The sequence below is a fragment of the Pseudomonas corrugata genome, from assembly GCF_001269905.1.
Lineage (GTDB): Bacteria > Pseudomonadota > Gammaproteobacteria > Pseudomonadales > Pseudomonadaceae > Aquipseudomonas > Aquipseudomonas corrugata.
The window spans coordinates 81,280-107,818 of sequence record NZ_LHVK01000014.1 but is presented as its reverse complement, the minus strand read 5'-3'; the positions used below and the strand labels follow the sequence as shown (position 1 = coordinate 107,818).

Here is a 26,539-nt window from a genome sequence, read left to right as displayed (position 1 = left end):
CAGAGGCCTGCTTCAGCTTATAGCCTTCGCACACAAAAAAGCGCTGCCATCCCGGCCAGCGCTTTTATCAATCCGTCGAATTCTTATCCTTGCATGACATCCCACAACGCTTCCAGCTCCGCCTCGCTGAACAGCCCAGCGGGGTAGCGCTCCATGATCAGCCGACGCGGATCAGGCTCTCTGATCTGACGCGTTCCGTTGGACTTCAACCACTGCGCCAGGGCTTGAAGCGACTCACCATTAACGGCCAAGGGATGGGATGTGCGCTCGCTTATCATATTCATTCCAGCGCCTTCTCCTGGTTGATGAGCGGCCAATTTATCCAAGGTTTATTACAAAACAACTCAGCCCGTCTCTTTGGAACTGCCGGGATGCAGATACAAGAGCTATGCCAATGTATCCGGCACCGCCAATAAACAGGCGTAAAAATGCCCGCATCCCAATCGGGCTGCGGGCTCGCTTGAATGGATCCAAAAACGCCCATGCGGAACTGGCGTAGTCGATATCACTGGGCTGTTACGTCACCACTCATTTTGTGTACGGCGCCGGTTGCTGTTGAGTAAGACAATGGATATTCCCGCCCCCCAGTAACAGTTCGCGACCCGGAACCATGACCACTTCGTGCTGTGGGAACAGGTTCTGCAGAACTTCCCTGGCTGTGGCATCCAGCGGATCGTCGAAGCTTGGCGCAATGATGCCGCCGTTGACGATCAGGAAGTTGACGTAGGACCCGGCCAGTCGCACGCCCGGACTGCGCTCCTGAGAACCCTCCACGGCATCCACGCCCGCGCATTCCGCCTCGGTGGCATACAGCGGCCCCGGAATCGGCATTTTGTGCACCATGAACGCGCGCCCCTTGGCGTCGGTGCTGTTTTGCAACACATCCATCGCGGCGTGGCAGCGTGCGTAGTTCGGGTCCTGTGGATCGTCGGTCCAGGCAAGCAGAACTTCGCCAGGACGCACGTAGCAGCAGAAGTTATCCACATGGCCGTCGGTTTCATCGTTGAACAAACCGTCCGGCAGCCAGATGATCTTGTCCACCGCCAATTGGGCGCTGAGCACGGCCTCGATGTCCTCGCGACCCAAGTGCGGGTTACGGTTGCGATTGAGCAGGCATTCTTCGGTAGTGATCACGGTGCCTTCGCCATCGACGTGGATGGAACCGCCCTCAAGCACGAAGCCGTCAGTGCGATAACGCGAACTGCGTTCGATCTCAAGGATCTTGCTGGCCACTTGCGAATCCCGGTTCCATGGGGAGTACAGGCCGCCATCAAAACCGCCCCAGGCGTTGAAGTCCCAGTCGACCCCACGTACTTCGCCATTGTCATTGATGACGAACGTCGGGCCGGTGTCCCGGACCCAGGCGTCGTCGCTGGACATTTCCACCAGGCGGATATTCGGTACGTCGAGGCGCGCCCGGGCGTTCTCATATTGAGCAGCTGAAACCGCCACGGTCACTGGTTCGAAACGAGCTATGGCCTTGGCGACCGCTGCGTGGGCAGCCTGCGCGGGCTTGCCACCCAGGCGCCAGTTATCCGGGCGCTCGGGCCAGATCATCCAGACCTGGGTCTGGGTTGCCCACTCGGCAGGCATGTAAAAGCCATCCGCGCGGGGGGTGCTGTGCAACGTTGTCATGAATCAGGACTCCAGTGAGCCATCAAGGGTTTTGATCGGTCCGTAAAGGTTCGGACGGCGATCCCGAAAAATGCCCCAGGCACTGCGAATGCGCTCCAACTCGTCGAGATCGAAGCTGTGTACCAATACACCTTCTTCGGTTTCGTTCAGCTCCTGGACTTTTTCGCCAAACTGATTGGCGATGAACGATGAGCCGTAAAAGGTGATGTCGTAACCGTCCTGCTCCTCGTTGCCAATGCGGTTGCTGGCCACCAGCGGCATCAGGTTGGCGCCGGCATGGCCTTGTTGCACGCGTTGCCAGTGGTCACGGGACGCAATGCTCTTGTCGTGGGGCTCGCTGCCGATGGCGGTCGGATAGAACAGTATTTCCGCACCCTGCAACGCCATGCTGCGGGCACATTCGGGAAACCACTGGTCCCAGCAGATGCCCACGCCAATCTTCGCATAACGGGTATTCCAGACCTTGAAGCCGGTATCCCCCGGGTTGAAGTAATACTTCTCATGGTAGCCGGGACCGTCCGGAATGTGACTCTTGCGGTACACACCCAGGTTCCGTCCATCGGCGTCGATGATTGCAATGCTGTTGAAACGCGCACGTCCGGCCAGTTCGAAGAAGCTGATCGGCAGCACAACCTGCAGCTCTTTCGCCAGCTTCTGGAAATGCTTGATGGCTACGTTTTCTTCAACCGGGGTCGCCAGCAGCAGATAGTCCGGGTTCGTCTTCTGGCAAAAATACGGGGTCTCGAACAGTTCCTGGATCAGGATGATCTGGGCGCCCTTGGCTGCTGCTTCGCGAACCCGATTTTCAGCGGTCTCGATGTTGGCTTCAAGGTCCCAGGAACAGGCCATCTGGGTGGCGGCGACGGTAACGATACGGCTCATGAATCATCTCCGGGCGATGTGCAGCGGATGACAAAGAGGATAACGGCGGACAGGAAGCGACCATGGCTTCGGCACGAAGACTTTATAGCCGATAAAAATCGAACTTAAAAGCTAAGAAAATATAAAGACGAAAAAAAAATCGCGATTATCGCCGATAAAAATCGGAAAATACTCGCGATCAGTCTGGAGGAGCTAGCCTGCTTGCGATGCGACTTTCCATCCGGCATCGCGAGCAGGCTCCTGCTTTGGAGCATCAGCCTCGGTTCAGAGTCCTTCGTCCAGGACCTTCTCCAACATATCGACAAAGAAATCCACACTCTGACGGGTCGTGACCATCGGTGGCTTGATCTTGAGGATGTTCAGGTAGTCACCGGTGGGTTGCATGAAGATACCCAGCTCCCGAAGGCGATTGCACAGCGTCGCGGTTTCTTCGGTCGCGGGCTCCAGGGTTTCGCGGTTGCGGATCAGTTCCAGGCCCAGATAGAACCCCGAACCATGCACTGCGCCAACCAATGGGTACCGGTCTGTCAGGGCTTGCAGACGAGCCTTGAAGTGACCGCCCACCACCCTGGCGTTCTCCCAAAGCCCTTCTTCCTCCATGACATCGAGGACGGCTATGCCGATCTGGCAACTGACAGGGCTGCCGCCGGACGACGAAAAGAAATAACCCTCGGCTTCCAACGCCTCGGCGATTTCCCGACGAGTGATGACCGCGCCCAGCGGCTGGCCATTTCCCATGCCCTTGGCCATGGTAATGATATCCGGCACCACGCCCTGCTCTTCGAACCCCCAGAAAAACTCGCCCATGCGTCCATAGCCGACCTGCACTTCATCGGCGATGCACACGCCGCCCCGTTCGCGCACCAGCCCATAGACCTGTTTCAAATAGCCAGGTGGCAGCGCGATACCGCCGGCATTGCCGTACACCGGTTCGCAGATGAAACCGGCGAGTTGGCGTTTTTGCTCGGCAATTTTTGCCAGGTTGTGTTCGACACTGCGCACGTAGTCCGGCGCACTGTCGGGGCCACGGAACTCACCACGATAGGTATTGGGAGCGGTTACCGGGTGCACCCAGTCCGGACGACTGCTCAGGGCCTTGGGGTTGTCGGCGATGGACGTCGAGACCGCATCCGCCGCCACCGACCAGCCATGGTAGGCCTCCAGCACGCTGAGCATGTCCCGTCCGCCGCTGTAGGCCCAGGCCAGGCGGATCGCCAGGTCGTTGGCCTCGGTGCCGCTGTTGACCAGAAACACCCGATCCATGTTTGACGGTGCCAGTGACAACAACCGTTCGGAAAATTCGGCAATCGCCGCGTAGTGGAAACGGGAGTTGGTATTGAGCAGCGACCACTGCCGGGCGGCCACAGCCGCCATGCGTGGATGACCATGCCCTAACACCGCGACATTATTGAGCATGTCGAGGTAGGAACGCCCCTGCATGTCGATCAGGTGGTTGCGCCAGCCACGCTCGATGCGCGGCGGGTCAACGTAGTAGTGTTTCTGGGTGCGGGCGAAGCTAGCATCGCGGCGGGCCAGCAATGCCTTGGCGTCCACTTCCTCCTCTGCATCGCAAGCCAGCCCGAGCAATACCGCCGGTGAAGGGCACAACGCCTGCCAAGCCGGAGCTGCGGACGGTGTGCAGAACAACGGTGGGTTCAAATGCGCGCCCCGACATAACTGAACCCGCAATGGGCCAGCCACTTCGCCCAATACCTGTCCCTTGACCAGCGCGGCCCCGGCATGCAGCGGCGACGACACCCCCCACAGGCGTATGCTCAACTGCGAACTGTCCAGTTGCAGCACGCCGTCGGCGGTCGTGTGCAACACCCCGGCGAACGGCGACTCGAGCGGCGTGCCATGAGGTACATGCAGCTCCACGTGCAACGGGCAGGTATCAGGCTCCACGGCACTGTCCGGTCGGGTGCGCGACAACCGGTACTGGCCGTAACGGCTGGCGGCCAATCCGTGAACGGTGGCGGCTTCGCTCAACAGCCGCTGATCAATACCCGGCTGCTCCCAATTGCCAGCCTCGAAATGCGGACTCAGGACACCCAGGTCAATCAGTGCGAACTCACGGCCCACCAGGGTCGGCAACAGGGGTACAAAACCTTCACTGACAATCGGTGGCAGACTCTGGCCAACGGCGCTCAGGATTGCCGCCTCCATCAGTTCGAACGGCACCGAGTGGGCAACCCGGAAAATTTCCCATTCATGCTCCAGATTGGCGCGGCTGTAAGCGTTGTCCGGGTCGATTGAAGCCTGTTGTTCGCCACTGAGCACCAGCACGGCGGCACGCGTCACAATCAGCGGCCAGAGCGCCAGCAGTTCTTCACGTTGCAACGGGTTTGTCGCGTGATAAGCCTGGACCGCCGGCAGGATGAAAAGCGGATCGCCATTGGCGTGATGCAACAACGCCGCGCAAGTCACCGACAGCTCGGTGATGCGCCAGGTGCGAACCAGGTCACCAAAGTCGATGACGCCTTGCAACTGCCATTGGCGCTGGGCATCACGCTGCCAGACAACATTGTCGTCCGTCAGGTCCATGTGGATCGCTTGCACCGGCAGGTTGGCCTTGAGCGGATGCAGGCGTCGCTCGGCCTGTTGCGCAACCTCGGCAATCAGGTCGCGCCGTTGATCGTCCTGAATAACCGGCAGCAAATGGTCGATCAGCGCATTGGCATGGCGGGCATCCCATTGCAGGGTGCGCTCCAGACCCGGATGGTCGAACCCGGCCAAGGCCAGATCGACTTCGGCACACAAGCGTCCCAGACCGCTCACCAGCTCCAGCCCCAGATGCTTGAGTTGGGTCAGGGGCTGGCCGTCGATGTACTCCAACAGCCGGACGTGAACCACCTGTCCGCCGACGTCGAGCGTCAACAGGTCTTGGCCGTTATCGGCCACGATCACCCGCGGCACTTTTACCGTGCCGTGAAGGGCCAGTTGCCTGAGGGCAGCATGTTGGGCCTGGAGCTCCTGGACAGCGTAGTCACCATGGCAAATTTTCAACACAAATCGCCCGCGCTCACTGTCGACGCGGTAGTTGAGATCCTGCTGGCTGCCAAGGGGTCGCAGATCACCGCTGAGTCCGTAGTTCAAGCGCAGCAGCACCAACGCCTGCTCGGCGCTGATCTGTGGGCTTGGCAAACTGGCACGGTGAACCAACGTAGCGAGCGGCATACAACGACCCCTGATGTGGTTTTTATTGAACACCTATCACGCCACTGAGTCGGAGAATAAGCAACCCCTCTTTGTTGGAAGAGGGGGCCCCGCATGTCTTCTTGCAGACTGACGGATGCTTTTGACCTCCAGATTCGGGGACACCGCCCAAAATATCCCACTTGCACCACCATCCGCATGTCGACAATCTATGCTCCATGCTTTGTCGTCTCATGGAAAAAGGCTTAACCGGATGCGCATTCTCATCACTGGCGGCGCCGGCTTCATCGGCTCGGCCCTCGTACGGCATTTGATCCTTGATACCGAACACCAGATCCTGAACCTCGATAAGCTGACATACGCTGGCAATCTCGAATCGCTGAGCAGCGTCGATCACAACAGTCGTTATGAGTTCGTACAGGCCGATATCGTCGATCAACCCACGGTCAGCGCGGTGCTGGCGCGGTTCAAGCCCGATGCGATCATGCATCTGGCAGCGGAGTCCCATGTGGACCGTTCCATTGATGGCCCGGCTGACTTTATCCAGACCAATATCGTGGGCACCTACAGCCTTCTGGAAGCTACCCGCGCCTATTGGCAGGCCCTGCCTGAAACCCAGAAACAGGCGTTTCGTTTCCACCATATCTCCACCGACGAAGTATACGGTGACCTGCACGGCGCAGATGACCTGTTCACTGAAACCACCCCGTATGCACCCAGCTCCCCTTATTCCGCCAGCAAGGCTGCGTCAGACCATCTGGTCCGTGCCTGGCAGCGCACTTACGGCTTACCCGTGCTGCTGACCAACTGCTCAAACAACTATGGACCGTTCCACTTCCCTGAAAAGCTGATTCCGCTGGTGATCCTCAACGCCTTGGGCGGGAAGCCATTGCCGGTCTACGGCGACGGGCAACAAGTGCGGGACTGGCTGTATGTCGAAGACCATGCCCGGGCGCTGCTGAAAGTCGTCACCGAAGGCGTGGTCGGCGAGACCTACAATATTGGCGGCCACAATGAGCAGAAGAACATCGACGTCGTACGCAGTATCTGCGCGCTGCTCGAAGAACTGGCACCCGGCAAGCCCGAAGGGATCGTGCGCTATGTCGACCTGATCACCTTCGTCAGGGACCGCCCCGGCCATGACCTGCGCTACGCCATCGATGCCGGCAAGATCGAACGGGAACTTGGCTGGACGCCCAGGGAAACCTTCGACACGGGCCTGCGCAAAACCGTGCAATGGTACCTTGAGAACCTCCCATGGTGCCGGCGTGTCCAGGACGGCAGCTATCAGGGCGAACGCCTCGGCTCGCTCGACGAAAAGGAATCGATTGCATGATCAAAGGCATTGTTCTGGCCGGTGGCTCCGGCACGCGGCTGCACCCGATTACCCTCGGGGTTTCCAAGCAACTGCTGCCGATTTACGACAAACCGATGATCTACTACCCGATCTCGGTACTGATGCTTGCGGGCATCAAGGATATCCTGGTGATCTCCACCCCACAGGATCTACCGCAATATCGCAACCTGCTGGGCAGCGGCAGCCAATTCGGAGTTCAGATCAGTTACGCCGAACAGCCCTCACCCGATGGCCTGGCCCAGGCATTCCTGATCGGCGAACAGTTCATTGGCAGCGATCCGGTGTGCCTGATCCTGGGTGACAACATCTTCCATGGACAGCACTTCGGCGAACAATTGCAGACCGCTGTCAATCGGCAGCAAGGTGCGACCGTATTCGGCTACTGGGTCAAGGATCCGGAGCGTTTTGGCGTGATCGACTTCGACGCTGAAGGCCACGCCCTTTCCATTGAAGAAAAACCCGCCGAGCCCAAATCCAGCTATGCGGTCACTGGCTTGTATTTCTACGATAACGACGTCATCCAGATCGCCAAGGCGATAAAGCCCTCCAAACGCGGCGAACTGGAAATCACCGACGTCAACAACGCCTATCTGCGACGCGGCGACCTGCATGTCGAGCGATTCGGTCGTGGCTTTGCCTGGCTGGACACCGGCACTCACGACAGCCTGCTGGAAGCTTCGCAATATGTGCAGACCATCGAACATCGCCAAGGCCTGAAAGTGGCATGCCTGGAAGAAATTGCGTACCAACAGGGCTGGGTCAGCCGCGAGCACATTCTTGAGCGCGCCGAGTACTTCGGCAAGACCGGCTACGGACAGTATCTGTTCAAGGTCGCCGGAGAATCACGTTGAACGTCATCGCTACCCGATTGCCGGACGTCCTTGTCATCGAGCCGAAAGTCTTCGGTGACGACCGCGGCTTTTTCTACGAAAGTTTCAATGCCCGGGCGTTCGCCAAGGCCACTGGCTGCGACCTGCAGTTCGTCCAGGACAACCATTCACGCTCGACCAAGGGTGTGCTGCGCGGCCTGCATTATCAGATCGAGCAGGCCCAGGGAAAGCTCGTGCGTGTCATCGCCGGCGAAGTCCTGGACGTTGCTGTGGACATTCGCCGCAGCTCGCCCACTTTCGGTCAGTGGACGAGCGCGCATCTGTCGGCGCAAAACCAGCGGCAGCTGTGGATTCCGCCAGGCTTCGCCCACGGTTTTATGGTACTGAGCGAGTCAGCGGATTTTCTCTACAAAACCACGGACTACTATGCGCCTTCGGCCGAACGCTGCATCCGCTGGGACGATCCGGACCTGGCTATCGACTGGGAGCTGGAGGGTGCACCCACCCTGTCGCCCAAGGACCAGAACGGCAAGTTTTTGTGTGAGGCCGATCTGTTCCCATGAGTGAGTCCTTGCGAATCCTGATCATCGGCAAGAACGGCCAGGTGTCCCGGGCACTCCAATCGCGACTGGCCGACACCGGCGAGCTGATTGTGCGCGGCAGCGATCAGTTGGACCTGGCATATCCGGATCAACTACGCCCTCGCATTGTCGCCCTGCAGCCCGACCTGATCATCAACGCCGCCGCCCACACCGCCGTCGACCAGGCCGAGAGCGAGCCGGAACTGGCCTTTGCCATCAACGCCACCGCACCGGGGATCCTGGCCCTCGCAGCAAACGAGTTGGGCGCCCCACTGATCCACTACTCCACCGATTATGTCTTCGATGGCCGCAAACCGGCGCCCTACACCGAGGACGACATACCCAACCCGCTAAGCGTCTATGGACGCAGCAAACTGGCTGGCGAGGATGCCATTCGCCAGGCGGGTGGCCAGCACCTGATATTGCGCACCAGTTGGGTGTACTCGACCGAGGGCCGCAACTTTCTCCTGACCATGCAGCGTCTGCTCCAGGAAAAACCACACCTGCGAGTGGTAGCCGACCAGATCGGAGCACCGACCTGGGCTGGAACCATCGCCGACAGTACCGCCAGGCTCATCGAGCATTGGCAGGCCGGTCGTTGCGGCACCTGGGGCACCTATCACCTGACGGCTCAGGGCGAGACATCCTGGTTCGGTTTTGCCCAGGCCATCGGTGAACGGTTGATCGAACAGCACAAGCCTTGTTCGATGCTCGAAGCCATCCCCTCCAGCGCTTACCCGACGCCGGCCCCGCGGCCGCTGAACTCGCGCCTGGATTGCACACGTCTGCTGCTGGAATGGGGAGTGAGCCAGCCAGACTGGCGAAGCGCGTTACAGCAGTGTCTTGCCGAGCGACACTAGTGTCCGGTCTCGGAAATAAGCTGTTCATTTTTGGCGGCGTCTTGGGTGCCCGGCCGGCGGTGCCACTCCTCGCCATAGCCCTGCTATGACTCGTCGCGGCGCCTTGGCCGAACACCCAAGCCACTCGCCAAAAAAGAACGTATTTCCGAGACAGGACACTAGGCATAATGCGCTTGTTCCTACAGGCGCACGTTCATGAACTCCACCCTTCCTCGCAGACCCCGTTGGCGCAGCCTGGCCTTGCTTGCACTGTGCCTGGCTCCGTTGCTATGGCCGCTGGAGCATCTGGCCGAACGCTATTACCGCAGCGAACTGGCCGGGCAGAATCGTCAGACCCTCGACCTTTACGTCGCCAACCTGCTGGGCACCCTGCACCGCTATGAGGTCATGCCGCAGATTCTCGGCGATCTGCCAGCCCTGCGTGCGGTGTTGTCTGCCCCGGACGATGAGTTCACCCAAGGCAACGCCAACCAGCTACTGAAGAACATCAGCACCCAGACCGGCGCCGAGGTGATGTACCTGATGGACGCCACCGGTAAGACCCTGGCGGCCTCGAACTGGGATAAGCACGACAGTTTCGTCGGACGCAACTTCGCCTTCCGGCCCTATTACATCGAAGCCATGGCCGGGCGCCTGGGGCGTTTCTTCGGCCTGGGCACTACGTCGGCCAAGCGTGGCTATTTCTTCGCCGCCGCCGTGCGTGAGCGTGACCGTGTCATCGGTGTGCTGGTGGTCAAGGTCGACCTGGACCACACCGAAAGCCTTTGGGGCAAAACCCCGGAGCAGTTGCTGGTGACCGATCACAACGGGGTGGTCATCCTGACTTCACGGCAGGAATGGCGATTCCGCTCGACCCGCCCGCTAAGCGACGAAGAACATAGCGCAATCAGCGCCGTGCAACCCTACCCGACCCGCGATCCGAAACCGCTGAAACTGGATCCACAGGCCTGGCTGACCCAGACCCAGACCATCGAAGAAACGGGATGGAGCGTGAGCATCCTCGCTCCACGAACCCTGATCGACCGTCCCGTGCGAACCGTCGTCGCCATCGGCGGTGCCGCCCTGCTGGTCTTGATGTTGTTGCTCGGCTTGATGATGCAACGCAGGCGACATTACCTGGACCGGATCGCCTTCGAAGGCAAGGCGCGTCAAGAACTGGAGGGCCGGGTGGCCGAGCGCACCAGCGATCTGGAAGGACTGAACCGGCGGCTGAAGCAGGAAGTCCTGGAGCGCGAGCAGGCGCAGCAGGAGCTTGTCCGCGCCCAGGATGACTTGGTGCAGGCCGGCAAGCTGTCGGCATTGGGCACCATGTCGGCCAGTATCAGCCATGAACTCAACCAGCCGCTGGCAGCGATTCGCAGCTATGCGGAAAACGCCGAGATATTGCTCGACCATCAGCGTACCGAGGACGCCAGGGGCAACCTCAAGCTGATCAATGAACTGACCGGGCGCATGGCGTCGATCATTGCTCACCTGCGGGCCTTTGCCCGCCGCGACCGCCATGCGCCGGAAAGCGTTGCCCTGCAACCGGCCCTGGACGATGCCCTGGCGCTGCTCGCCAAACGCCGGCGCAGCATGGAAGTGGAGCTGATCCGCGACCTGCCGGCTGCCACGCTGTGGGTCGAAGCTGGAGAAACTCGCTTGCGCCAGGTGCTCGGCAATCTGCTGGCCAATGCCCTCGACGCCCTGACCGAAAAAGGTCCTCCGCGCAAACTCTGGCTCAGTGCCCAGGCCACCGAAACCGGCGTCAACCTGTACATCCGCGATAACGGCCCGGGCTTTTGCATGGAAGCCCTGGGTCGTGCCGGCGAACCCTTCTATACCACCAAGACCCGTACCCAGGGCTTGGGCTTGGGGCTGGCGATCTGCGACACCCTGATGCGCGCCTTCGGTGGCGAACTGTCGTTCGCCAACCACAAGGAGGGCGGCGCCCTGATCACCCTCAAACTGCGCGCCGGCGCGCCTGGGGTAAGCTTGCAACCGTCCGAGGACCGTAGCGTATGACCATCGATAACCGCATTGAGGTGGTGCTGATCGATGACGATCCCCACCTGCGCCAGGCCCTGAGCCAGACCCTCGACCTGGCCGGCCTGAACATCCTGTCCCTGGCCGAGGCCAAAGGCCTTGCCGGGCAATTGCCCCGTGACTGGCCGGGCGTGGTGGTCAGCGACATCCGCATGCCGGGCATTGACGGCATCGAACTGCTGAATCAACTCCACGCCCAGGACCCGGAACTGCCGGTGCTGCTGATCACCGGTCACGGCGATGTGCCGCTGGCGGTCCAGGCCATGCGCGCCGGAGCCTATGACTTTCTGGAAAAACCCTTCCCCAGCGATCACCTGCTCGACAGCGTACGCCGGGCCCTGGCCCTGCGCCGCCTGGTGCTGGACAACCGCAGCCTGCGCCTGGCCCTCAGCGACCGTCATGAACTCAGCGCCCGCCTGGTCGGCCAGTCCGCACCTATGCTGCGTTTGCGCGAGCAGATCGGCGCATTGGCGGCGACCCGTGCCGACGTGCTGATCCTCGGTGAAACCGGCGCCGGCAAGGAAGTGGTAGCCCGTGCACTGCATGATCTTTCCGGGCGGCGCAACGGCCCGTTCGTCGCGATCAACGCCGGGGCCCTGGCCGAATCGGTGGTGGAAAGCGAACTGTTCGGCCACGAACCGGGGGCCTTCACCGGCGCGCAGAAACGTCGCATCGGCAAGTTCGAGTTCGCCAATGGCGGCACGCTGTTCCTCGATGAAATCGAAAGCATGAGTCTGGATGTCCAGGTCAAGCTGCTGCGACTGTTGCAAGAGCGCGTGGTGGAGCGCCTGGGGGGCAATCAGCAGATCCCGCTGGACATCCGCGTCATCGCCGCGACCAAGGAAGACCTGCGCCAGGCCGCCGACCAGGGACGCTTTCGCGCCGACCTGTACTACCGCCTGAACGTGGCACCGTTGCGTATACCGCCGTTGCGCGAGCGGGGTGAGGATGCATTGATGCTGTTCCAGCACTTCGCTGACGAAGCCAGTATGCGCCATGGCCTGCCCCCCCATGAACTGCAGCCGGCGCAACGGGCGCTGCTGCTGCGCCACAGTTGGCCGGGCAACGTTCGGGAATTGCAGAACGCCGCCGAGCGCTTTGCCTTGGGCCTTGAACTGGCCCTGGACAACAGCGTGCCGGATGGCACGCCCGGCACACCGGCGGAAATGATCAGCGGCGGGTTGAGCGAACAGGTCGAGAATTTCGAGAGAACCCTTATCGCCGCCGAGTTGGCCCGTCCCCACAGTTCGGTACGCAGCCTCGCCGAGGCCTTGGGCATTCCGCGCAAGACCCTGCACGACAAGTTGCGCAAGCATGGGCTGACCTTCGGCGACAGCAGCTCTGGCGCAGCCGATGAGTCCGATTGAGTTATCGTGTCTTCCCTTACAAGCAAGAGGCCCGGCGATGAACCGCGACAGCCGTTACCTGGAATCGATCCTGCACCACGACATCCCGTTGACCCGCGACATGGGCCTCAAGGTGCTCGATTGGAAGGCACGGCAACTGCGCCTGTTCCTGCCGTTGGAGGCCAACGTCAATCACAAGAGCACCATGTTCGGCGGCAGCCTGTATTGCGGCGCCGTGCTCGGCGGCTGGGGCTGGCTGCACCTGGCCCTGCGCGAGGAAGGCATTGAGGACGGGCATATCGTGATCCAGGAAGGGCAGATCAGCTATCCGTTACCGGTGACCCGAGACGCGGCAGTCATCTGCGACGCGCCCGAGGAGAAGGTATGGAAGCGTTTCCTGGCCACCTACCAGCGTTACGGACGGGCGCGGTTGTCCCTGCAGACGCGAGTGGTGAATGACGGCAGTGAAGAAGCGGCGGTGCGGTTTGAGGGGCAGTACGTGTTGCACCGCTGACAGGGCTGTCACAACCCTCTGTGGCGAGGGGATCTCTGTGGGAGCAAGGCTTGCCCGCGATAGGAACGATGCGCTCTTTCGGACATCGGGGCGTTCGTTTCGCGAGCAAGCTTTGCTCCCATAGACTCAGGAACGGGCGAGCGCCAGCAATTGCTCACGCCACGCCGCTTTCGCCGGCAATGCCAGGAAAGACGTATTCAGCAACGACTCCCGTGGCGGATAACAGAACCGCTCGCCGCTCAAGTCCAATACCTCGCCGCCCGCGCCTTCCAGTACACCCTGGGCCGCGGCGGTGTCCCACTGGGAAGTCGGCGCCAGCCGTGGATAGCAATCCGCCGCGCCTTCGGCCACCAGGCAGAACTTCAATGAACTGCCGATGCTGGTGAGCTGCAACTCCCCCAGGCTCTGGCTCAATCCGCTCAAAAGACGCTCCTGCTCCGGACTGGTATGACGGCGACTCGCAACCACGGTGAACGCCTCGCCAGGCGCCAGCACGTTACGCACCCCTACCGACTCAGGCTCGGCGCCCTTGTCGCCACGCCAGGCGCCCAGCCCCGCGCCGCCGACGTAGAAGCGGTCGTTGGTGGGCATCGATACCACGCCAAATACCACGCGCCCCCGCTCGATCAGCGCAATGTTGACGGTAAACTCCTCGCTACCGGAAATGAACTCCTTGGTCCCATCCAGCGGATCCACCAACCACCAGCGCTGCCAGCCGGCGCGTACATCCTGGGCAATATTGGCGTCCTCTTCGGAGAGGATCGGGATATCCGGGGCCAAGGCCGTCAACCCGGCCACGATGACATCGTGAGCGGCCATATCCGCAGCAGTAACCGGAGACTCGTCGGCCTTGTGGACAACCTGCACGTTGGCTCGCCAGAAAGGCAGGATCGCCTCGCCTGCCTTGAGCGCCAGTTCGACCACCGGGGCCATCATGGGATGAGGGTATTTCATGCCAGGAACGCTCCACGCAAAGTCAGCAGGTCGCGGGCCAGGTACAACGCCGCCAAGGCGCGGCCCTCGGTGAATTGTGGGTTTTGCGCCAGGGACGACAATTCCCGCAGGTTGATCCTGTCCACGCGCATCGGTTCAGGCTCGTCACCTTCCAGGCGTTCTTCGTACAGATCCGTCGCCAGCACCACCTGGATTTTCTGGCTCATATAGCCGGGAGACAACGATAGCTCAGTCAGGTGTTCCAACTGACGCGCGCCAAAACCGGCCTCTTCCTTGAGCTCGCGCTCGGCCGCCGCCAGCACGTCCTCACCCGGCTCAATCAGGCCCTTGGGCAGCGACAGCTCGTAAGCGTCGGTGCCGCCGCAATACTCTTCCACCAACACTGCGTGGTCGGCATCGAGCATCGCCACGATCATCACCGCGCCGTAACCCGTGCCCTTGCTCGCCAAACGCTCGTAGGTGCGCTCCACGCCATTGGAAAAACGCAGCTTCAGTTCCTCCACGCAAAACAATCGGCTGGTGGCGACGATCCGTCGATCGAGTATGGTGGGTTTCTGGCGCATAAACGGCTCCCTGGGCGATAGCAGGCTACTATACCCGGCCTATTCTGAATGTTTGTGGCGGATATCCGATTACCGCTGGAGAAGTTTTATGGCCTTGCTGCCCTGGCACAAGATCGACACGGTGCTGCTGGACATGGACGGCACCTTGCTGGACCTGCATTACGACAACCATTTCTGGATGGAACACCTGCCTCAGCGCTACGCCGAACTGCATGGCGTGAGCCGGGCCATGGCCGAACTTGAACTGCAACCACTGTTCGAACGCAACGCCGGCCAGTTGCAATGGTACTGCCTGGATTTCTGGAGCACTGAGCTGAATCTGCCAGTGCGCGAGCTGAAACTGGAAACCGCGCACCTGATCGCCCTGCGCCCGGATGCCGACACATTCCTGGCGGCGATCCAACGAGCCGGCAAGCGCGTGGTGATGATCACCAATGCCCACCGTGACTCGTTGTCCCTGAAGCTGGAGCGCATTGAGCTTGCCCCTTATTTCGAGCGCTTGATCAGCTCCCATGACTACGGCTTCCCCAAGGAGAACCCGCAATTCTGGGATGCATTGAAAGCCGACCTGAACTTCGACCCGGCTCGTAGCCTGTTCATCGACGACACCTTGCCGGTATTGCGCAGTGCTCGGGATTTCGGCGTAGCCCATCTGCTGGCCGTCAGCGAACCGGATAGCCGCAAGGGGCCGAAGGACACGGGGGAGTTCGAGGCGCTGAGGGACTATCGGGACCTGATTGCAGGGCTTTGAATCCCATGCCGCCACCGCGAGCAGGCTCGCACGAGGGATCTTCGGTTTCCAGCGATCCCTGTGTGAGCGAGCCTGCTCGCGATAGGGGCTATGCGGTCCCGAGCCTACTCAGGGATGCGCAAGGACTGCCCCGGGTAGATCCTGTCCGGATTTTTGAGCATCGGTTTGTTAGCCTCGAAGATTTTCTGGTATTTGTTCGCATCGCCATAGACACGCTTGGCAATCGCACTCAAGGTGTCACCTTTTTCGACCGTGACGAATCTGGCCTCCTTCGCGACCGGACCGGTCACAGTGATCTGGTCATCGACACTGCTGATACCTGCCACATTACCCAACGCCAACAGGATTTTTTCCTTCTCTTCCTGGCTCGCGGCTTCACCCGTGGCTACGACTTTTTCGCCCTCGACTTTCACCTGGATTTTCGAAGTATCAATGCCTGTCAGCGCGCTCTGCACGTGCCGGGTCAGCGCCTCGCCATTGGCCTGCGCCTTGTCGGGTGTCAACGCATCAAGAATTTTCTCACCGGCATCTTTCAAGAAACTGAAAAGGCTCATCGTATTTTCTCCCTGGGTTTGAATGTCCAGACGTAACAGCCTAGACCCGAACGAGACGAGCCTCGTTCCCGAGCGACCAATGACCGCGCCACACGCAGGCGCTAGAATTCGAATCTCCCCGCGCCCTGGAGCGAAGATGGACATCAAGCAGCTGAAATTTCTCATCGCGCTGGACGAAACCCGCCACTTCGGCCAGGCCGCCGCACGCTGTCACATCACCCAACCGACCTTGTCGATGCGCCTGCGCAGCCTTGAAGAGGAGCTTGATCTGCCACTGGTCAATCGCGGCCAGCGATTCGAAGGCTTCACCGCGCCGGGAGAGCGGGTGCTGGCCTGGGCACGCACGGTGCTGGCGGCTTATGACGGTCTGCAGGCCGAAGCGGCAGCCTGCCGTGGCAATCTGGCCGGTACCCTGCGCCTGGGTGTGGTGCCCCTGTCCGACTTCGACCCGTTGTCGATGATGCAAAGGCTGCACGCCGAGCACCCTGATCTGCACTTCGAGCTGTCGTCCCTGAGTTCCGAGCAGATCCTCGAACAACTGGCAAGCAACCGCATCGACCTGGGGGTGTCCTACCTTGAGCGCCTGGACAACGAGCGCTTCGAATCGCTGCCGTTCAGCCCCACTCGCATGGGCCTGCTGTACGACCAGCGCTTTTTTTTCTTCGGAGAACAACCACTGACCTGGCAAGCGCTGATCGAGCTCCCCCTGGGCATGCTCACCAGCGGCATGCACTTCCGACAGTCCATTGATCACAACTTCCACAGCCGCAGCCTCGCGCCTCGCCCACTGTTGCAGACCGACGCGGTGCATCAGCTCCTGCAAGCCGTCCATGGTGGACTGTGTTGCGCGGTGATGCCGTTGAACAGCGGCCTGGATGTCTTGACCGAAGACCTGCGCATGCAGCCCATCGTCGACGCTCAAACATTGGTCCCCCTGGGGCTCATCATGCGCCGCGGTGCCCCGCGCTCGGCGTTGGCGGAGGCCTGTTTTGCCCTATATCAGAAATCAACAGTAACATCTTGATCGACATCATCTATCGACAGATCGGTAATAGCGATTAGACGCGGCAGATTGCCGCATTTAGTCTTGTCACTATTCGAACCGTCGGTGATGCCATGAAAGCCAAGCCTCCGGCCTGTCCGGCGCCCACCGCGCAAACACCTGCGCCCAGCGCCAGCCAGAGCTACTACTACAGCAACCTGGACCACGCCCAAATGGAGAGCACGGAGCTCGCCGAGGAAGTGGCGTTGGCGATCGCCTATAACGGCATCAGCCAGGCCGTCATGCTGGTCACCCCAACCGATCTCGAGGATTTCATCGTCGGTTTCAGCCTGGGCAGCGGCATCATCGAAGACCCGTCGGACATCTATGACCTGCAACTGAGCGGCACCGGCTCTGCACAGTATGCCCAGGTGACCATCGCCAACCGCGCCTTCTGGAACCTCAAGCAACAGCGCCGGCAACTGGCCGGCACCAGTGGCTGCGGGCTCTGCGGCGTGGAAGCCGTGGAACAGGCACTGCCAGACCTGAAAGTGCTGCCCGGCGCACCGCTGCCACCCGCGCAATGGCTCGATGGCCTGCGCCAGCGCATCAGCCAGTTCCAACCCCTGGGCCAGCACTGTGGCGCGGTACACGCGGCGCTGTTCATGAATGGCCAGGGTGAACTGTTGCTGGGCCGCGAAGACATCGGTCGACACAACGCCCTCGACAAGCTGATCGGCGCATTGGTCCGGCAACAGATTCCAGTGGCCAATGGCGTGGCGATCGTGACCAGTCGCTGCAGCCTCGAACTGATCCAGAAGGTGTTGCGGGCCGGCATCCAGACGTTGGTCAGCCTGTCATCTCCCACCGGCCTGGCCGTGCAGTGGGCCCGTAAACACAACCTCAATCTTATCCACCTGCCGCAAAAAAGTGAGCCGCGGGTCTACAGCCCTGCGATGGAGAAACACGCGTGAGCAAGCCTCAACAAGCCGACCGCAAGCCCGTACCCCGCTATAAGCCCTACAAGGGCCCGGCCGGTGGTTGGGGTGCGCTGATCAGTGTCACCCAGGCCTGGTTGACCAGTGATAACGCGCTGAAGAATCTGCGCATGATGCTCAAGACCAACCAGAACGGCGGCTTCGACTGCCCGGGCTGTGCCTGGGGGGATTCGCCGGAAAGCGGCATGGTGAAGTTCTGCGAAAACGGCGCCAAGGCGGTGAACTGGGAAGCGACCAAACGCCGTGTCGATGGAGCATTTTTCGCCAGGCACAGTGTCAGTTCATTGCTGGAGCAAAGCGATTACTGGCTCGAATACCAGGGTCGCCTGACCGAGCCGATGAGTTATGACGCCGAAACCGATCGCTACAAGCCCATCAGTTGGGAAGCGGCGTTTGCTCTGATCGGAAAACACCTGAAAGGGCTGTCCAGCCCGAACCAGGCCGAGTTCTATACTTCCGGCCGTGCCAGCAATGAAGTGGCGTATCTGTACCAATTGTTCGTGCGCGCTTTCGGCACCAACAACTTCCCCGACTGCTCGAACATGTGCCACGAAGCCAGCGGTGTGGCGCTGTCCCAGAGTGTCGGTGTGGGCAAGGGCACGGTGACATTCGACGATTTCGAGCACTCCGACTCAATTTTCGTCTGGGGCCAGAACCCGGGAACCAACCACCCAAGGATGCTCGAGCCGCTGCGCGAAGCAGTGAAGCGCGGCGCACATGTGGTGTGCATCAATCCACTCAAGGAACGTGGCCTGGAGCGCTTCCAGCACCCCCAGAACCCGTTCGAGATGCTCACCAACGGCAACAAACCCACCAACACCGCTTTTTTCCGCCCGGCCCTGGGCGGCGACATGGCCATCTTGCGCGGGATGGCGAAGTTCCTGCTGCAATGGGAACGTGAGGCGCAACTAAGCGGCGCCCCCGCCGTGTTCGACCACGCATTTCTCAACGAGCACAGTGCCAACGTTCTGGAATACCTGGCCGTGGTCGACGACACCTCGTGGGAGCAGATTGTCGAGCAATCGGGCCTGGCCCTGGTGGAGATCGAACAGGCTGCGCGCATGTATGCCAACAGCAAGAACGTGATCATGTGCTGGGCGATGGGCATCACCCAACATCGTCACTCGGTGGCGACCATCCAGGAAATCGCCAACCTGATGATGCTGCGCGGCAACATCGGCCGGCCAGGTGCAGGCCTGTGTCCGGTTCGTGGCCACAGCAACGTGCAGGGCGACCGGACCATGGGGATCAACGAGCGCCCACCTGCAGCGTTCCTCGACACATTGGAGCGGCGCTTCCAATTCAAGGTACCGCGGGAGAACGGCCACAACGTCGTCGAGGCGATCCACGCCATGGCAGCCGGCCAGGCGAAAGTGTTTATCGGTCTGGGTGGCAACTTCGCCCAGGCCACCCCGGACAGTCACCGGACTTTCCAGGCCCTGAGCAATTGCGACCTGACTGTACAGATCAGCACCAAGCTCAACCGCAGCCACCTGGCCCACGGGAAGGAAGCGTTGATCCTGCCATGCCTGGGTCGCACCGACATCGACCGGCAAGCCGCCGGCTCGCAAGCGGTCACTGTCGAAGACTCTTTCAGCATGGTCCATGCTTCCAATGGACAATTGGAACCCTTGTCGGACCAGATGCGTTCCGAGCCCTGGATCATTGCCGGCATGGCTGCTGCCACCCTGGGTGATCGTCCGGTGGATTGGAGCTGGCTGGTGGCCGACTACGGTCGCATCCGCGACCTGATCGCCGATACCATTCCCGGTTTCAAGGACTTCAACGAGAAACTGCACAACCCTGGCGGCTTCTACCTGGGCAACAGCGCCAGCACACGTCGTTGGAGTACCCCGTCGGGCCGCGCCAACTTCAAGGCCAATCGATTGCCCGCTGATCTGGTGCATGAGCGCACCCGGGCCACCGGTCGGTTGCCAGACCTGATCCTGCAGTCCATGCGCTCCCACGACCAGTACAACACCACTATCTACGGCCTCAATGACCGTTATCGTGGCGTGAAAGGTCAGCGTGACGTGCTGTTCGTCAATGAAGCCGACATCATTCGCCTGGGCTTCAAGCCAGGACAGAAGGCCGATATCGTCTCGCTCTGGGATGACGGGCGCGAGCGGCGGGTCAAGGGGTTTACCCTGCTGGCTTTCGACATCCCTGCAGGGCAGGCTGCCGCCTACTACCCAGAGGTGAATCCATTGGTTCCGCTGGAAAGCACTGGCGAGGAGAGCGACACGCCAACCTCCAAGTTCGTGGCGATTCGCCTGGAGGCGGCGAGCGAGAATGGGTTGATCCTGGCCCAGTCTGCCTGACCGGCTCTTTTCGCCCGCCCACAAAAAAGGCCGTTTCCCATGGAAAACGGCCTGTCCGAAGTAGCTAAAGACCGGCACAAAAGCATTAAGTTCCGCCGTAAAAACAATAACTTAGAGAATTGTGCACAAATCGTGCTACTCGTCGGATTTCGATTGTCACCAAGCGAAGCCAGCCTCAGGATCGCGCCGTCATCCCTTTGAGGCTCCTCTATGAAGTTCTCCTCCATTCTCTTGTTGTCCCTTGGCCTGATCAGTGGCGTCGCGTCTGCCGGCGGCACCGCCGAAGCAGGTGTGGGCGGCGCATTGGGCGGGGTTTTGGGTTCGGTCGTCGGCCAGTCCCTGGGCGGCAATACCGGTTCTACCATCGGCGCGGCCCTTGGCGGCGCGGGCGGTAGTGCCGTCGGTGCAGATAAACACAGCCGCGGCGAAGCGGCGATCGGCGGCGCACTGGGCGCAGCCGGCGGTAACGTGGTCGGGCGTAGCGTCGGTGGCAGCACCGGCAGCTTGATCGGTGCAGCGGCAGGCGGTGGCGCCGGCGGTGCACTGGGTAACTACATGGGCAAGGATGATGATAACGATCGTCGTTATTATGACGGTCGCCGCGGTGACCGCCGCTACTACCGTGACCGCCATCCGGGTCGTGGCCACGCCTACGGGCATCGCAAGCATCACCGCTACTACCGCGACTGATTGCTGACTGACAGCGGCCGCTGAATATCGCAGCCTACCGCTTGCCGGAGGCTGCGATTTTTCGTTTCAAACGACCAACTGCTCCAGGGCCGTACGCAGTCGATCCGGAATCGCCACCGGCCGATTCGACGCCCGATCCACGAACACATGCACGAAGCGCCCCGCCGCGCAGGCCTCCTCCTCACCGGCCTTGAACACAGCCAGTTCGTATTGCACCGAACTACTGCCCAACTTCCCGACCCGCAAGCCCACTTCAATTCGCTCGGGGAATGCGATGGACGCAAAGTAGTCGCAAGCTGAACTCACCACAAACGCCACGACCTCCCCATCCTGGATATCCAGGCCGCCGACCTCGATCAGATAGGTGTTCACCGCCGTATCGAAGAAGCTGTAGTAGGTGACGTTGTTGACGTGACCGTACACGTCATTGTCATGCCAGCGCGTGGTGATGGCTTGCATGTAAGGATATTCGGCACGTTGGGGCATCAGTTGTCCTTTTCGATCGTCAGTGGTCGTTGCGCAAAATGGTTACCGCTGGGCGAATCCCTTGCCCTGTGCCGCAAGCTCCCCAATCAGACGCGCAGGCCTCCACTGGTCCCCCTGCTTCGTTTCGAGCTCCAGCAGTCGCGCGTGGATATTCTCCTGCCCCTGCTGGTCAGCCCAGGCCATCGGACCACCTTTGTCCGCCGGAAACCCGTAACCGTTGAGGTACACCAGGTCGATGTCGTGGGCCGACCCGGCAATGCCTTCTTGCAGGATCTTTGCCCCCTCGTTGACCAATGCCAGCAGGCAGCGCTCGAGAATTTCCCCGCTGCCGACTTCCCGACGTTGAAAACCCAGTTCTTCACTGACCCGCTGAACCAGTGCATCGACTTCTACGTCGTGCTCGGCCTGTCGGCTGCCGGCCTCGTAGTGGTAATACCCGTTGCCGCTTTTCTGACCGAACCGCCCGAGCTCGCACAGGCGGTTATCCACCTGCACCTCGGGCGCATCCTGGCCTTTGCCCGCCAGTTCCCGTGCACGCCACTCCAGATCGATCCCGACCACGTCGTACATCCGGAACGGCCCCATGGCAAAGCCGAAGCCCTGCAACGCCGCATCGATCTGATGGGGAAACGCGCCCTCTAGCAACATCTTGCGAGCTTCCAGCACATAAGGGTGAAGCATCCGGTTGCCGATGAACCCGTGACAATTGCCCGAGATCACACTGACCTTGCCCATGCGGCTGCCCAGCTCCAGCGCTGCATCCAGCACCGCTTTGGAGGTCTGCGCGCCGCGAACGATTTCCAGCAGTTTCATGATGTGCGCCGGGCTGAAGAAATGCAGGCCCAGAACCTGGCCTGGCCGGCGCGTGACGGCGGCGATGGCGTCGATGTCCAGGGCCGATGTGTTGCTCGCCAGAATGGCCTCGGGCTTGAGCAGGCCATCCAGCTCGCCGAAGATCTGTTGTTTGAGTTCGAGGTTCTCATAAACAGCTTCGATCACCAGATCCACATCACGGATCGCCGCATAGTCGCCTGCCCTGCTCACCCTGGCGATCCGGGCATCGGCTTCACTTTGGTCGATACGACCCTGGCGCACGCCATGGGCATAGGTCTCAGCCACGGCTGCGAGCGCCTGCTCGAGCATCTGCGGATTGTTGTCGACCCACCGCACCATCACTCCGGCATTGGCCAGGCACATCACGATGCCTCGCCCCATGGTCCCTGCACCGATCACGGCGGCGTGCTCAATAATCTGGCTCATGTCTGTTCTCTCGTCGGCGATCCAAAGACAGACTTCACCTTAGTCAGCCACTGGCTGTTTTTGAAATTTATTCGTGTGATGAGCGGCATTCAGCGAATGGATGCAGCCACGGCTGCCTTCCTTCTTGCCACGAGGTGATACAAAACCGGGCACTTTGATGCCTCGTTCCGGCGTTGCTTGCGGGTTAAGGTGCACCGTCAATTCACGCGCTACATCGGGCCAGGAGGCCCGGTGATCAAGAGCCCTGTTCAAGGACTGAACCATGCCACACCTGTTTTCCGCACTACGCGCCCTGGCCATCACGTCAGCGTCATTGCTGGCCGGCTGCCTGACCCTTGCTGAACGATCCGGCGTGGAACCCGCCGTGTTCGAAACCCCGGAGTATCTCGCGCAACAAGGCCTGTCCGTCGTAAAAGCATCGGCCTTGTATGCACGTGGCGGCACCGGCCAGGAAGTAACCGTGGCGCTGGTCGACTCCGGGCTCAACGCCCACCTGCAGGAGTTCGAAGGCAGACTGAATGATCCGGGATACGACTATGTCGAGGGTCGTCCTGGCACGGTTGACCGAGTCGGCCACGGCACCCAGATGGCGGGTATCCTCGCCGCCAACAAGGATAATCAGGGCATGCATGGGATCGCCTTCAACGCCCGGCTGATCCCCTTTCGCTTTGGCGACGACAACGAGCCGTTTTTCTTCGACAGCGAAATCGCCCAATCCTGGCAAAGTGGCTTCGACAAGGGCGCCCGCCTGTTCAACAACTCCTGGGCCAACGCCATCCCCGCAACCGAAATCAACGAATCACGTTACAACCAGGTAATGCCTGACTCATTGGCCGTCGCCCGAAAGCTGGTATCGGAAGGAGCCGTGTTTGTCTTTCCGACCGGCAATGAACTCAGGCGCGAACCCTTGGCCGAACCGGGGTTGCCAGTGGCATTGCCGGAGCTGGAAAAGGGCTGGATCGCGGTCGTTGCACTGAAGAACGACGGCAGCGCCATCAATGGTAAATCCAATTATTGCGGGGTCGCCGCAGCTTGGTGCATCGCCGTTCCCGGTGGGGACGCAGGCGCTCAGGCGGGCCTGCTCACTGTCGCCAAGGATGGACGTTACGTACACACCGCTGGCACCTCTCCGGCTGCGGCCTTGGTCACCGGCGCATTGGCTGCGCTGCAAAGCCGCTATCCACAACTCAAGCCGCAGCAGATACGCGAACACCTGCTGGCGACCAGCAACCGCACGGGCATCTATGCCAACAGCGACGCCTACGGCCGAGGGTTGATGGACCTTGAAGCAGCTTCTCGACGCACTCCTGCCTCAATGGTTGATTGATCAACTTTCAAAGGGAAAATCCATGTCGCACAAACTGACCCTCCTCTTCGTCATCACCACATCCCTGCTGTTGGGCGGATGCATGAAACTCCCAGAAATACCGCCATTGCTTGCCCACTGCAAAGCCCCGACCATAACGCCTGCGACTTCATTGCCTGGCTGACCCTGGACAACGACACGTTTCGCTCAGCAAGTGTCTGATAGGGGCGTGATCTATTACGGCCCTATCAGAAGCAACCTACCGCCTCTTGGGCAAGTCCTACGGTGCTTGTGTAGGAACTAACTGAGAGGTACGCGGAAAAGGGGGCAGCCGGCAACCATCAAGAATGAAGCGCTCATCGAGCGTCAGACGCCGGCAAAAATCCTACGCAACCTGTCCCCCCAGGCCATATTGCGGACGCCGAATAGAGCTCTCTATAGTCCACGGCGCGATTCAAAAGTCGTACTGAAGAGGCTCAAATGCAAATATCCAACCCGCCTGTCGAGCAATACCAACGGCTCAACAGCACACCTGTCCTGGTCATCGACACCGAGGCAGATCTCCAGCACCTCTGCGACGCCGCCGTCCAACGAATCCAAGCCTCCAGCAACCTGCTCGAAACCCTGCATTGCCTTTGTTTCGAGCATGCCGATGTAAAGGACATCCCCAGCATCGTCCATGCGCTTTATCTATTGGTTCAGGACGGCAGCGAACTGCTGGAGGTGGTACGGCAGCGATTGCGCTAGGCATCAGGGCCTGCGGGATCGTTAGAGGACTAAGTAGCAATCTTCTGGCTGTTCAGGTGGAATGATTCCAGTCCTCAGCCAAAGCGGACGTGCGTGAGGGATGGACACGAATAACCGATCAAAAAAAACCGCCCCGAAGGGCGGTTTTCTATTCGCGGACCAAACCTTACAACTGCGGACCCGCAGCCTTGATCGCGTCGCTCACTTCGAACTTCTTGAAGTTTTCGGTGAACAGGCCAGCCAAAGCCTTGGCGGCTTCATCGTAGGCAGCCTTGTCGGCCCAGGTATTGCGTGGGTTCAACAGGCCGGTCTCGACACCTGGAACGGCCAGCGGCACGTCCAGATTGATGATATCCAGGTGTTCGGTTTCAGCACCAATCAGCGCACCGCTCTGGATCGCCGCGATCACCGCACGGGTGGTCGGGATATTGAAGCGTTTGCCGACACCGTAGCCACCGCCGGTCCAGCCGGTGTTGACCAGGTAGACCTTGGAGCCGAAGCCACGGATACGCTTGATCAGCAGTTCCGCGTATTCACCGGCCGGGCGCGGGAAGAACGGAGCGCCGAAGCAGGTGGAGAAGGTCGACTTGATACCGCTGCCCGAACCCATTTCGGTCGAGCCCACCAATGCGGTGTAACCCGACAGGAAATGGTAGGCGGCTTGTTCTTCGCTGAGGATCGACACTGGTGGCAACACACCGGTCAGGTCACAGGTCAGGAAGATCACGGCGTTAGGCTCACCACCGAGGTTCTTCGGTGCGCGTTTCTCGATCAGTTCACGCGGGTAGGCGGCGCGGCTGTTCTGGGTCAGGCTGTCGTCGGCGTAATCCGCTCTCTTGGTGACCGGGTCCAGGACGACGTTTTCCAGTACGGCGCCGTGCTGGATGGCTTTCCAGATCACCGGCTCGTTCTTCTCGGACAGGTCGATGCACTTGGCATAGCAACCGCCTTCGATGTTGAAAACCACACCCACGCCCCAGCCGTGCTCGTCGTCACCGATCAGGTAGCGGCTTTCGTCGGCAGACAGGGTAGTCTTGCCGGTGCCAGACAAACCGAAGAACAGGGTCACATCGCCCTCTTCGCCCATGTTCGCGGCGCAGTGCATCGGCAGTACGTCAACAGCCGGCAGCAGGAAGTTCTGGACGGAGAACAAGGCCTTCTTCATCTCACCGGCGTAGCGCATGCCGGCGATGAGGACTTTCTTGGCCGCGAAGTTGATGATCACGGTACCGTCGGAGTTGGTACCGTCACGCTCAGGCTCGCAGACGAAGTCCGGCGCGTTGAGGATCTGCCATTCATCCTTGCCACCGGCATTGTACTGCTCGGGGTTGATGAACAGGCAACGACCGAACAGGTTGTGCCAGGCTGTCTCGGTGGTCATCTTGACCGGGAGGTAGTGCGCAGGATCGGAACCTACATGCACGTGGGACACAAAACGCTCGCGCTCGGCCAGGTAGGCTTCAACGCGGTCCCACAGGGCATCGAACTTGTCGGCCGGGAACTTGCGGTTGATCGGGCCCCAGGCAATGGCGTTCTGGGTGGTCGGTTCTTCTACGATGAAACGGTCGGCAGGCGAGCGACCGGTACGATGACCGGTACGAACCACCAGCGCGCCAGTATCGGCAAGCTCGCCTTCACCGCGATTCAGGGCTTCTTTGACCAGATCATCGACACTCAGATCGGTGTACACGGCGTTATTGGCTTGCGTCATGTGGTTCCCCATCGGCCCTTGGCCGAGTGC

The 26,539-nt window shown here is 60.6% G+C and carries 24 protein-coding genes; 14 read left to right on the top strand and 10 right to left on the bottom strand.

Annotated features, from left to right (window positions below; all coding sequences use genetic code 11):
* Window positions 1-83: 83 nt before the first annotated feature.
* The 4 genes from AD665_RS18750 to AD665_RS18735 all read right to left on the bottom strand — a co-directional run bounded on the left by AD665_RS18750 (window position 84) and on the right by AD665_RS18735 (window position 5,694).
* On the bottom strand, window positions 84-284 hold the full coding sequence (locus AD665_RS18750; protein ID WP_024778008.1) for a hypothetical protein: 201 nt from the start codon (window positions 282-284) through the stop codon (window positions 84-86).
* 244 nt (window positions 285-528) lie between these two features.
* Entirely contained in the window at window positions 529-1,635 is a 1,107-nt protein-coding gene (gene aguA / locus AD665_RS18745) for an agmatine deiminase (protein WP_024778007.1), read from the bottom strand.
* A gap of 3 nt (window positions 1,636-1,638) precedes the next feature.
* Window positions 1,639-2,517, bottom strand: coding sequence for an N-carbamoylputrescine amidase (gene aguB, locus AD665_RS18740; protein WP_024778006.1), 879 nt, complete (start codon window positions 2,515-2,517; stop codon window positions 1,639-1,641).
* A gap of 264 nt (window positions 2,518-2,781) precedes the next feature.
* The gene (locus tag AD665_RS18735; RefSeq protein WP_053193150.1) at window positions 2,782-5,694 is read right to left on the bottom strand and encodes an aminotransferase; all 2,913 of its coding nucleotides are present in this window, start codon (window positions 5,692-5,694) and stop codon (window positions 2,782-2,784) included.
* Window positions 5,695-5,926: 232 nt separating this feature from the next.
* Between AD665_RS18735 and rfbB the strand changes: the two genes are divergently transcribed.
* The 7 genes from rfbB to AD665_RS18700 all read left to right on the top strand — a co-directional run bounded on the left by rfbB (window position 5,927) and on the right by AD665_RS18700 (window position 13,186).
* Entirely contained in the window at window positions 5,927-7,009 is a 1,083-nt protein-coding gene (gene rfbB / locus AD665_RS18730) for a dTDP-glucose 4,6-dehydratase (protein WP_024778004.1), read from the top strand.
* On the top strand, window positions 7,006-7,881 hold the full coding sequence (gene rfbA / locus AD665_RS18725) for a glucose-1-phosphate thymidylyltransferase RfbA (protein WP_024778003.1): 876 nt from the start codon (window positions 7,006-7,008) through the stop codon (window positions 7,879-7,881). The genes rfbB and rfbA overlap by 4 nt, the downstream gene beginning before the upstream one ends.
* Window positions 7,878-8,423 carry a dTDP-4-dehydrorhamnose 3,5-epimerase gene (gene rfbC, locus AD665_RS18720; RefSeq protein WP_024778002.1) on the top strand — a complete coding sequence of 182 codons (546 nt, stop codon included), beginning with the start codon at window positions 7,878-7,880 and terminating at the stop codon, window positions 8,421-8,423. The genes rfbA and rfbC overlap by 4 nt, the downstream gene beginning before the upstream one ends.
* A complete protein-coding gene (gene rfbD / locus AD665_RS18715) occupies window positions 8,420-9,301 on the top strand; it encodes a dTDP-4-dehydrorhamnose reductase (protein WP_053193148.1) in 882 nt (293 codons plus the stop codon). The genes rfbC and rfbD overlap by 4 nt, the downstream gene beginning before the upstream one ends.
* 195 nt (window positions 9,302-9,496) lie before the next feature.
* Window positions 9,497-11,305 (top strand): sensor histidine kinase, encoded by a 1,809-nt coding sequence (locus AD665_RS18710; RefSeq protein WP_024778000.1) that lies wholly within the window; start codon window positions 9,497-9,499, stop codon window positions 11,303-11,305.
* Complete coding sequence (locus AD665_RS18705; RefSeq protein WP_024777999.1) at window positions 11,302-12,693, top strand: sigma-54-dependent transcriptional regulator; 1,392 nt, start codon at window positions 11,302-11,304, stop codon at window positions 12,691-12,693. Before AD665_RS18710 ends, AD665_RS18705 begins: the two co-directional genes overlap by 4 nt.
* A 37-nt stretch (window positions 12,694-12,730) precedes the next feature.
* Complete coding sequence (locus AD665_RS18700; protein ID WP_024777998.1) at window positions 12,731-13,186, top strand: YiiD C-terminal domain-containing protein; 456 nt, start codon at window positions 12,731-12,733, stop codon at window positions 13,184-13,186.
* A 126-nt stretch (window positions 13,187-13,312) separates the two neighbouring features.
* Here the strand turns inward: AD665_RS18700 and cysQ are convergent, their stop codons facing one another.
* Together cysQ and nudE are read right to left on the bottom strand one after the other, a co-directional pair.
* Window positions 13,313-14,140, bottom strand: a complete 828-nt coding sequence (gene cysQ, locus AD665_RS18695; RefSeq protein WP_053193146.1) for a 3'(2'),5'-bisphosphate nucleotidase CysQ — start codon at window positions 14,138-14,140, stop codon at window positions 13,313-13,315.
* On the bottom strand, window positions 14,137-14,703 hold the full coding sequence (gene nudE / locus AD665_RS18690) for an ADP compounds hydrolase NudE (protein WP_053193144.1): 567 nt from the start codon (window positions 14,701-14,703) through the stop codon (window positions 14,137-14,139). Before nudE ends, cysQ begins: the two co-directional genes overlap by 4 nt.
* A gap of 88 nt (window positions 14,704-14,791) precedes the next feature.
* Between nudE and yrfG the strand changes: the two genes are divergently transcribed.
* Window positions 14,792-15,454 carry a GMP/IMP nucleotidase gene (gene yrfG / locus AD665_RS18685; protein ID WP_024777995.1) on the top strand — a complete coding sequence of 221 codons (663 nt, stop codon included), beginning with the start codon at window positions 14,792-14,794 and terminating at the stop codon, window positions 15,452-15,454.
* Between the two features lie 104 nt (window positions 15,455-15,558).
* On the opposite strand, the gene lysM is transcribed toward yrfG, so the two are convergent.
* Window positions 15,559-16,008, bottom strand: coding sequence for a peptidoglycan-binding protein LysM (gene lysM, locus AD665_RS18680; RefSeq protein ID WP_053193142.1), 450 nt, complete (start codon window positions 16,006-16,008; stop codon window positions 15,559-15,561).
* A gap of 136 nt (window positions 16,009-16,144) precedes the next feature.
* On the opposite strand from lysM, the gene AD665_RS18675 reads away from it, so the two are divergent.
* The 4 genes from AD665_RS18675 to AD665_RS18660 all read left to right on the top strand — a co-directional run bounded on the left by AD665_RS18675 (window position 16,145) and on the right by AD665_RS18660 (window position 20,999).
* A complete protein-coding gene (locus AD665_RS18675; protein ID WP_024777993.1) occupies window positions 16,145-17,032 on the top strand; it encodes a LysR family transcriptional regulator in 888 nt (295 codons plus the stop codon).
* A 92-nt stretch (window positions 17,033-17,124) separates the two neighbouring features.
* Complete coding sequence (fdhD, locus tag AD665_RS18670; RefSeq protein WP_053193140.1) at window positions 17,125-17,964, top strand: formate dehydrogenase accessory sulfurtransferase FdhD; 840 nt, start codon at window positions 17,125-17,127, stop codon at window positions 17,962-17,964.
* Window positions 17,961-20,309: an FdhF/YdeP family oxidoreductase gene (locus AD665_RS18665; RefSeq protein WP_053193137.1), complete on the top strand. Its 2,349-nt coding sequence runs from the start codon at window positions 17,961-17,963 to the stop codon at window positions 20,307-20,309. Before fdhD ends, AD665_RS18665 begins: the two co-directional genes overlap by 4 nt.
* A gap of 210 nt (window positions 20,310-20,519) precedes the next feature.
* Entirely contained in the window at window positions 20,520-20,999 is a 480-nt protein-coding gene (locus tag AD665_RS18660; RefSeq protein WP_053193135.1) for a glycine zipper domain-containing protein, read from the top strand.
* 66 nt (window positions 21,000-21,065) lie between these two features.
* Here the strand turns inward: AD665_RS18660 and AD665_RS18655 are convergent, their stop codons facing one another.
* A complete protein-coding gene (locus AD665_RS18655) occupies window positions 21,066-21,485 on the bottom strand; it encodes an acyl-CoA thioesterase (RefSeq protein WP_053193133.1) in 420 nt (139 codons plus the stop codon).
* Window positions 21,486-21,527: 42 nt separating this feature from the next.
* Window positions 21,528-22,745 carry a 3-hydroxyacyl-CoA dehydrogenase gene (locus AD665_RS18650; protein ID WP_053193131.1) on the bottom strand — a complete coding sequence of 406 codons (1,218 nt, stop codon included), beginning with the start codon at window positions 22,743-22,745 and terminating at the stop codon, window positions 21,528-21,530.
* A gap of 262 nt (window positions 22,746-23,007) precedes the next feature.
* Between AD665_RS18650 and AD665_RS18645 the strand changes: the two genes are divergently transcribed.
* Both AD665_RS18645 and AD665_RS18640 read left to right on the top strand, forming a co-directional pair.
* Window positions 23,008-24,072 carry a S8 family peptidase gene (locus tag AD665_RS18645; RefSeq protein WP_053193129.1) on the top strand — a complete coding sequence of 355 codons (1,065 nt, stop codon included), beginning with the start codon at window positions 23,008-23,010 and terminating at the stop codon, window positions 24,070-24,072.
* Window positions 24,073-24,531: 459 nt separating this feature from the next.
* Window positions 24,532-24,798 (top strand): hypothetical protein, encoded by a 267-nt coding sequence (locus AD665_RS18640; RefSeq protein WP_053193126.1) that lies wholly within the window; start codon window positions 24,532-24,534, stop codon window positions 24,796-24,798.
* Between the two features lie 166 nt (window positions 24,799-24,964).
* Here AD665_RS18640 and AD665_RS18635 read toward each other — a convergent pair whose 3' ends face one another.
* Complete coding sequence (locus AD665_RS18635) at window positions 24,965-26,509, bottom strand: phosphoenolpyruvate carboxykinase (RefSeq protein WP_053193123.1); 1,545 nt, start codon at window positions 26,507-26,509, stop codon at window positions 24,965-24,967.
* Window positions 26,510-26,539 lie beyond the last annotated feature (30 nt).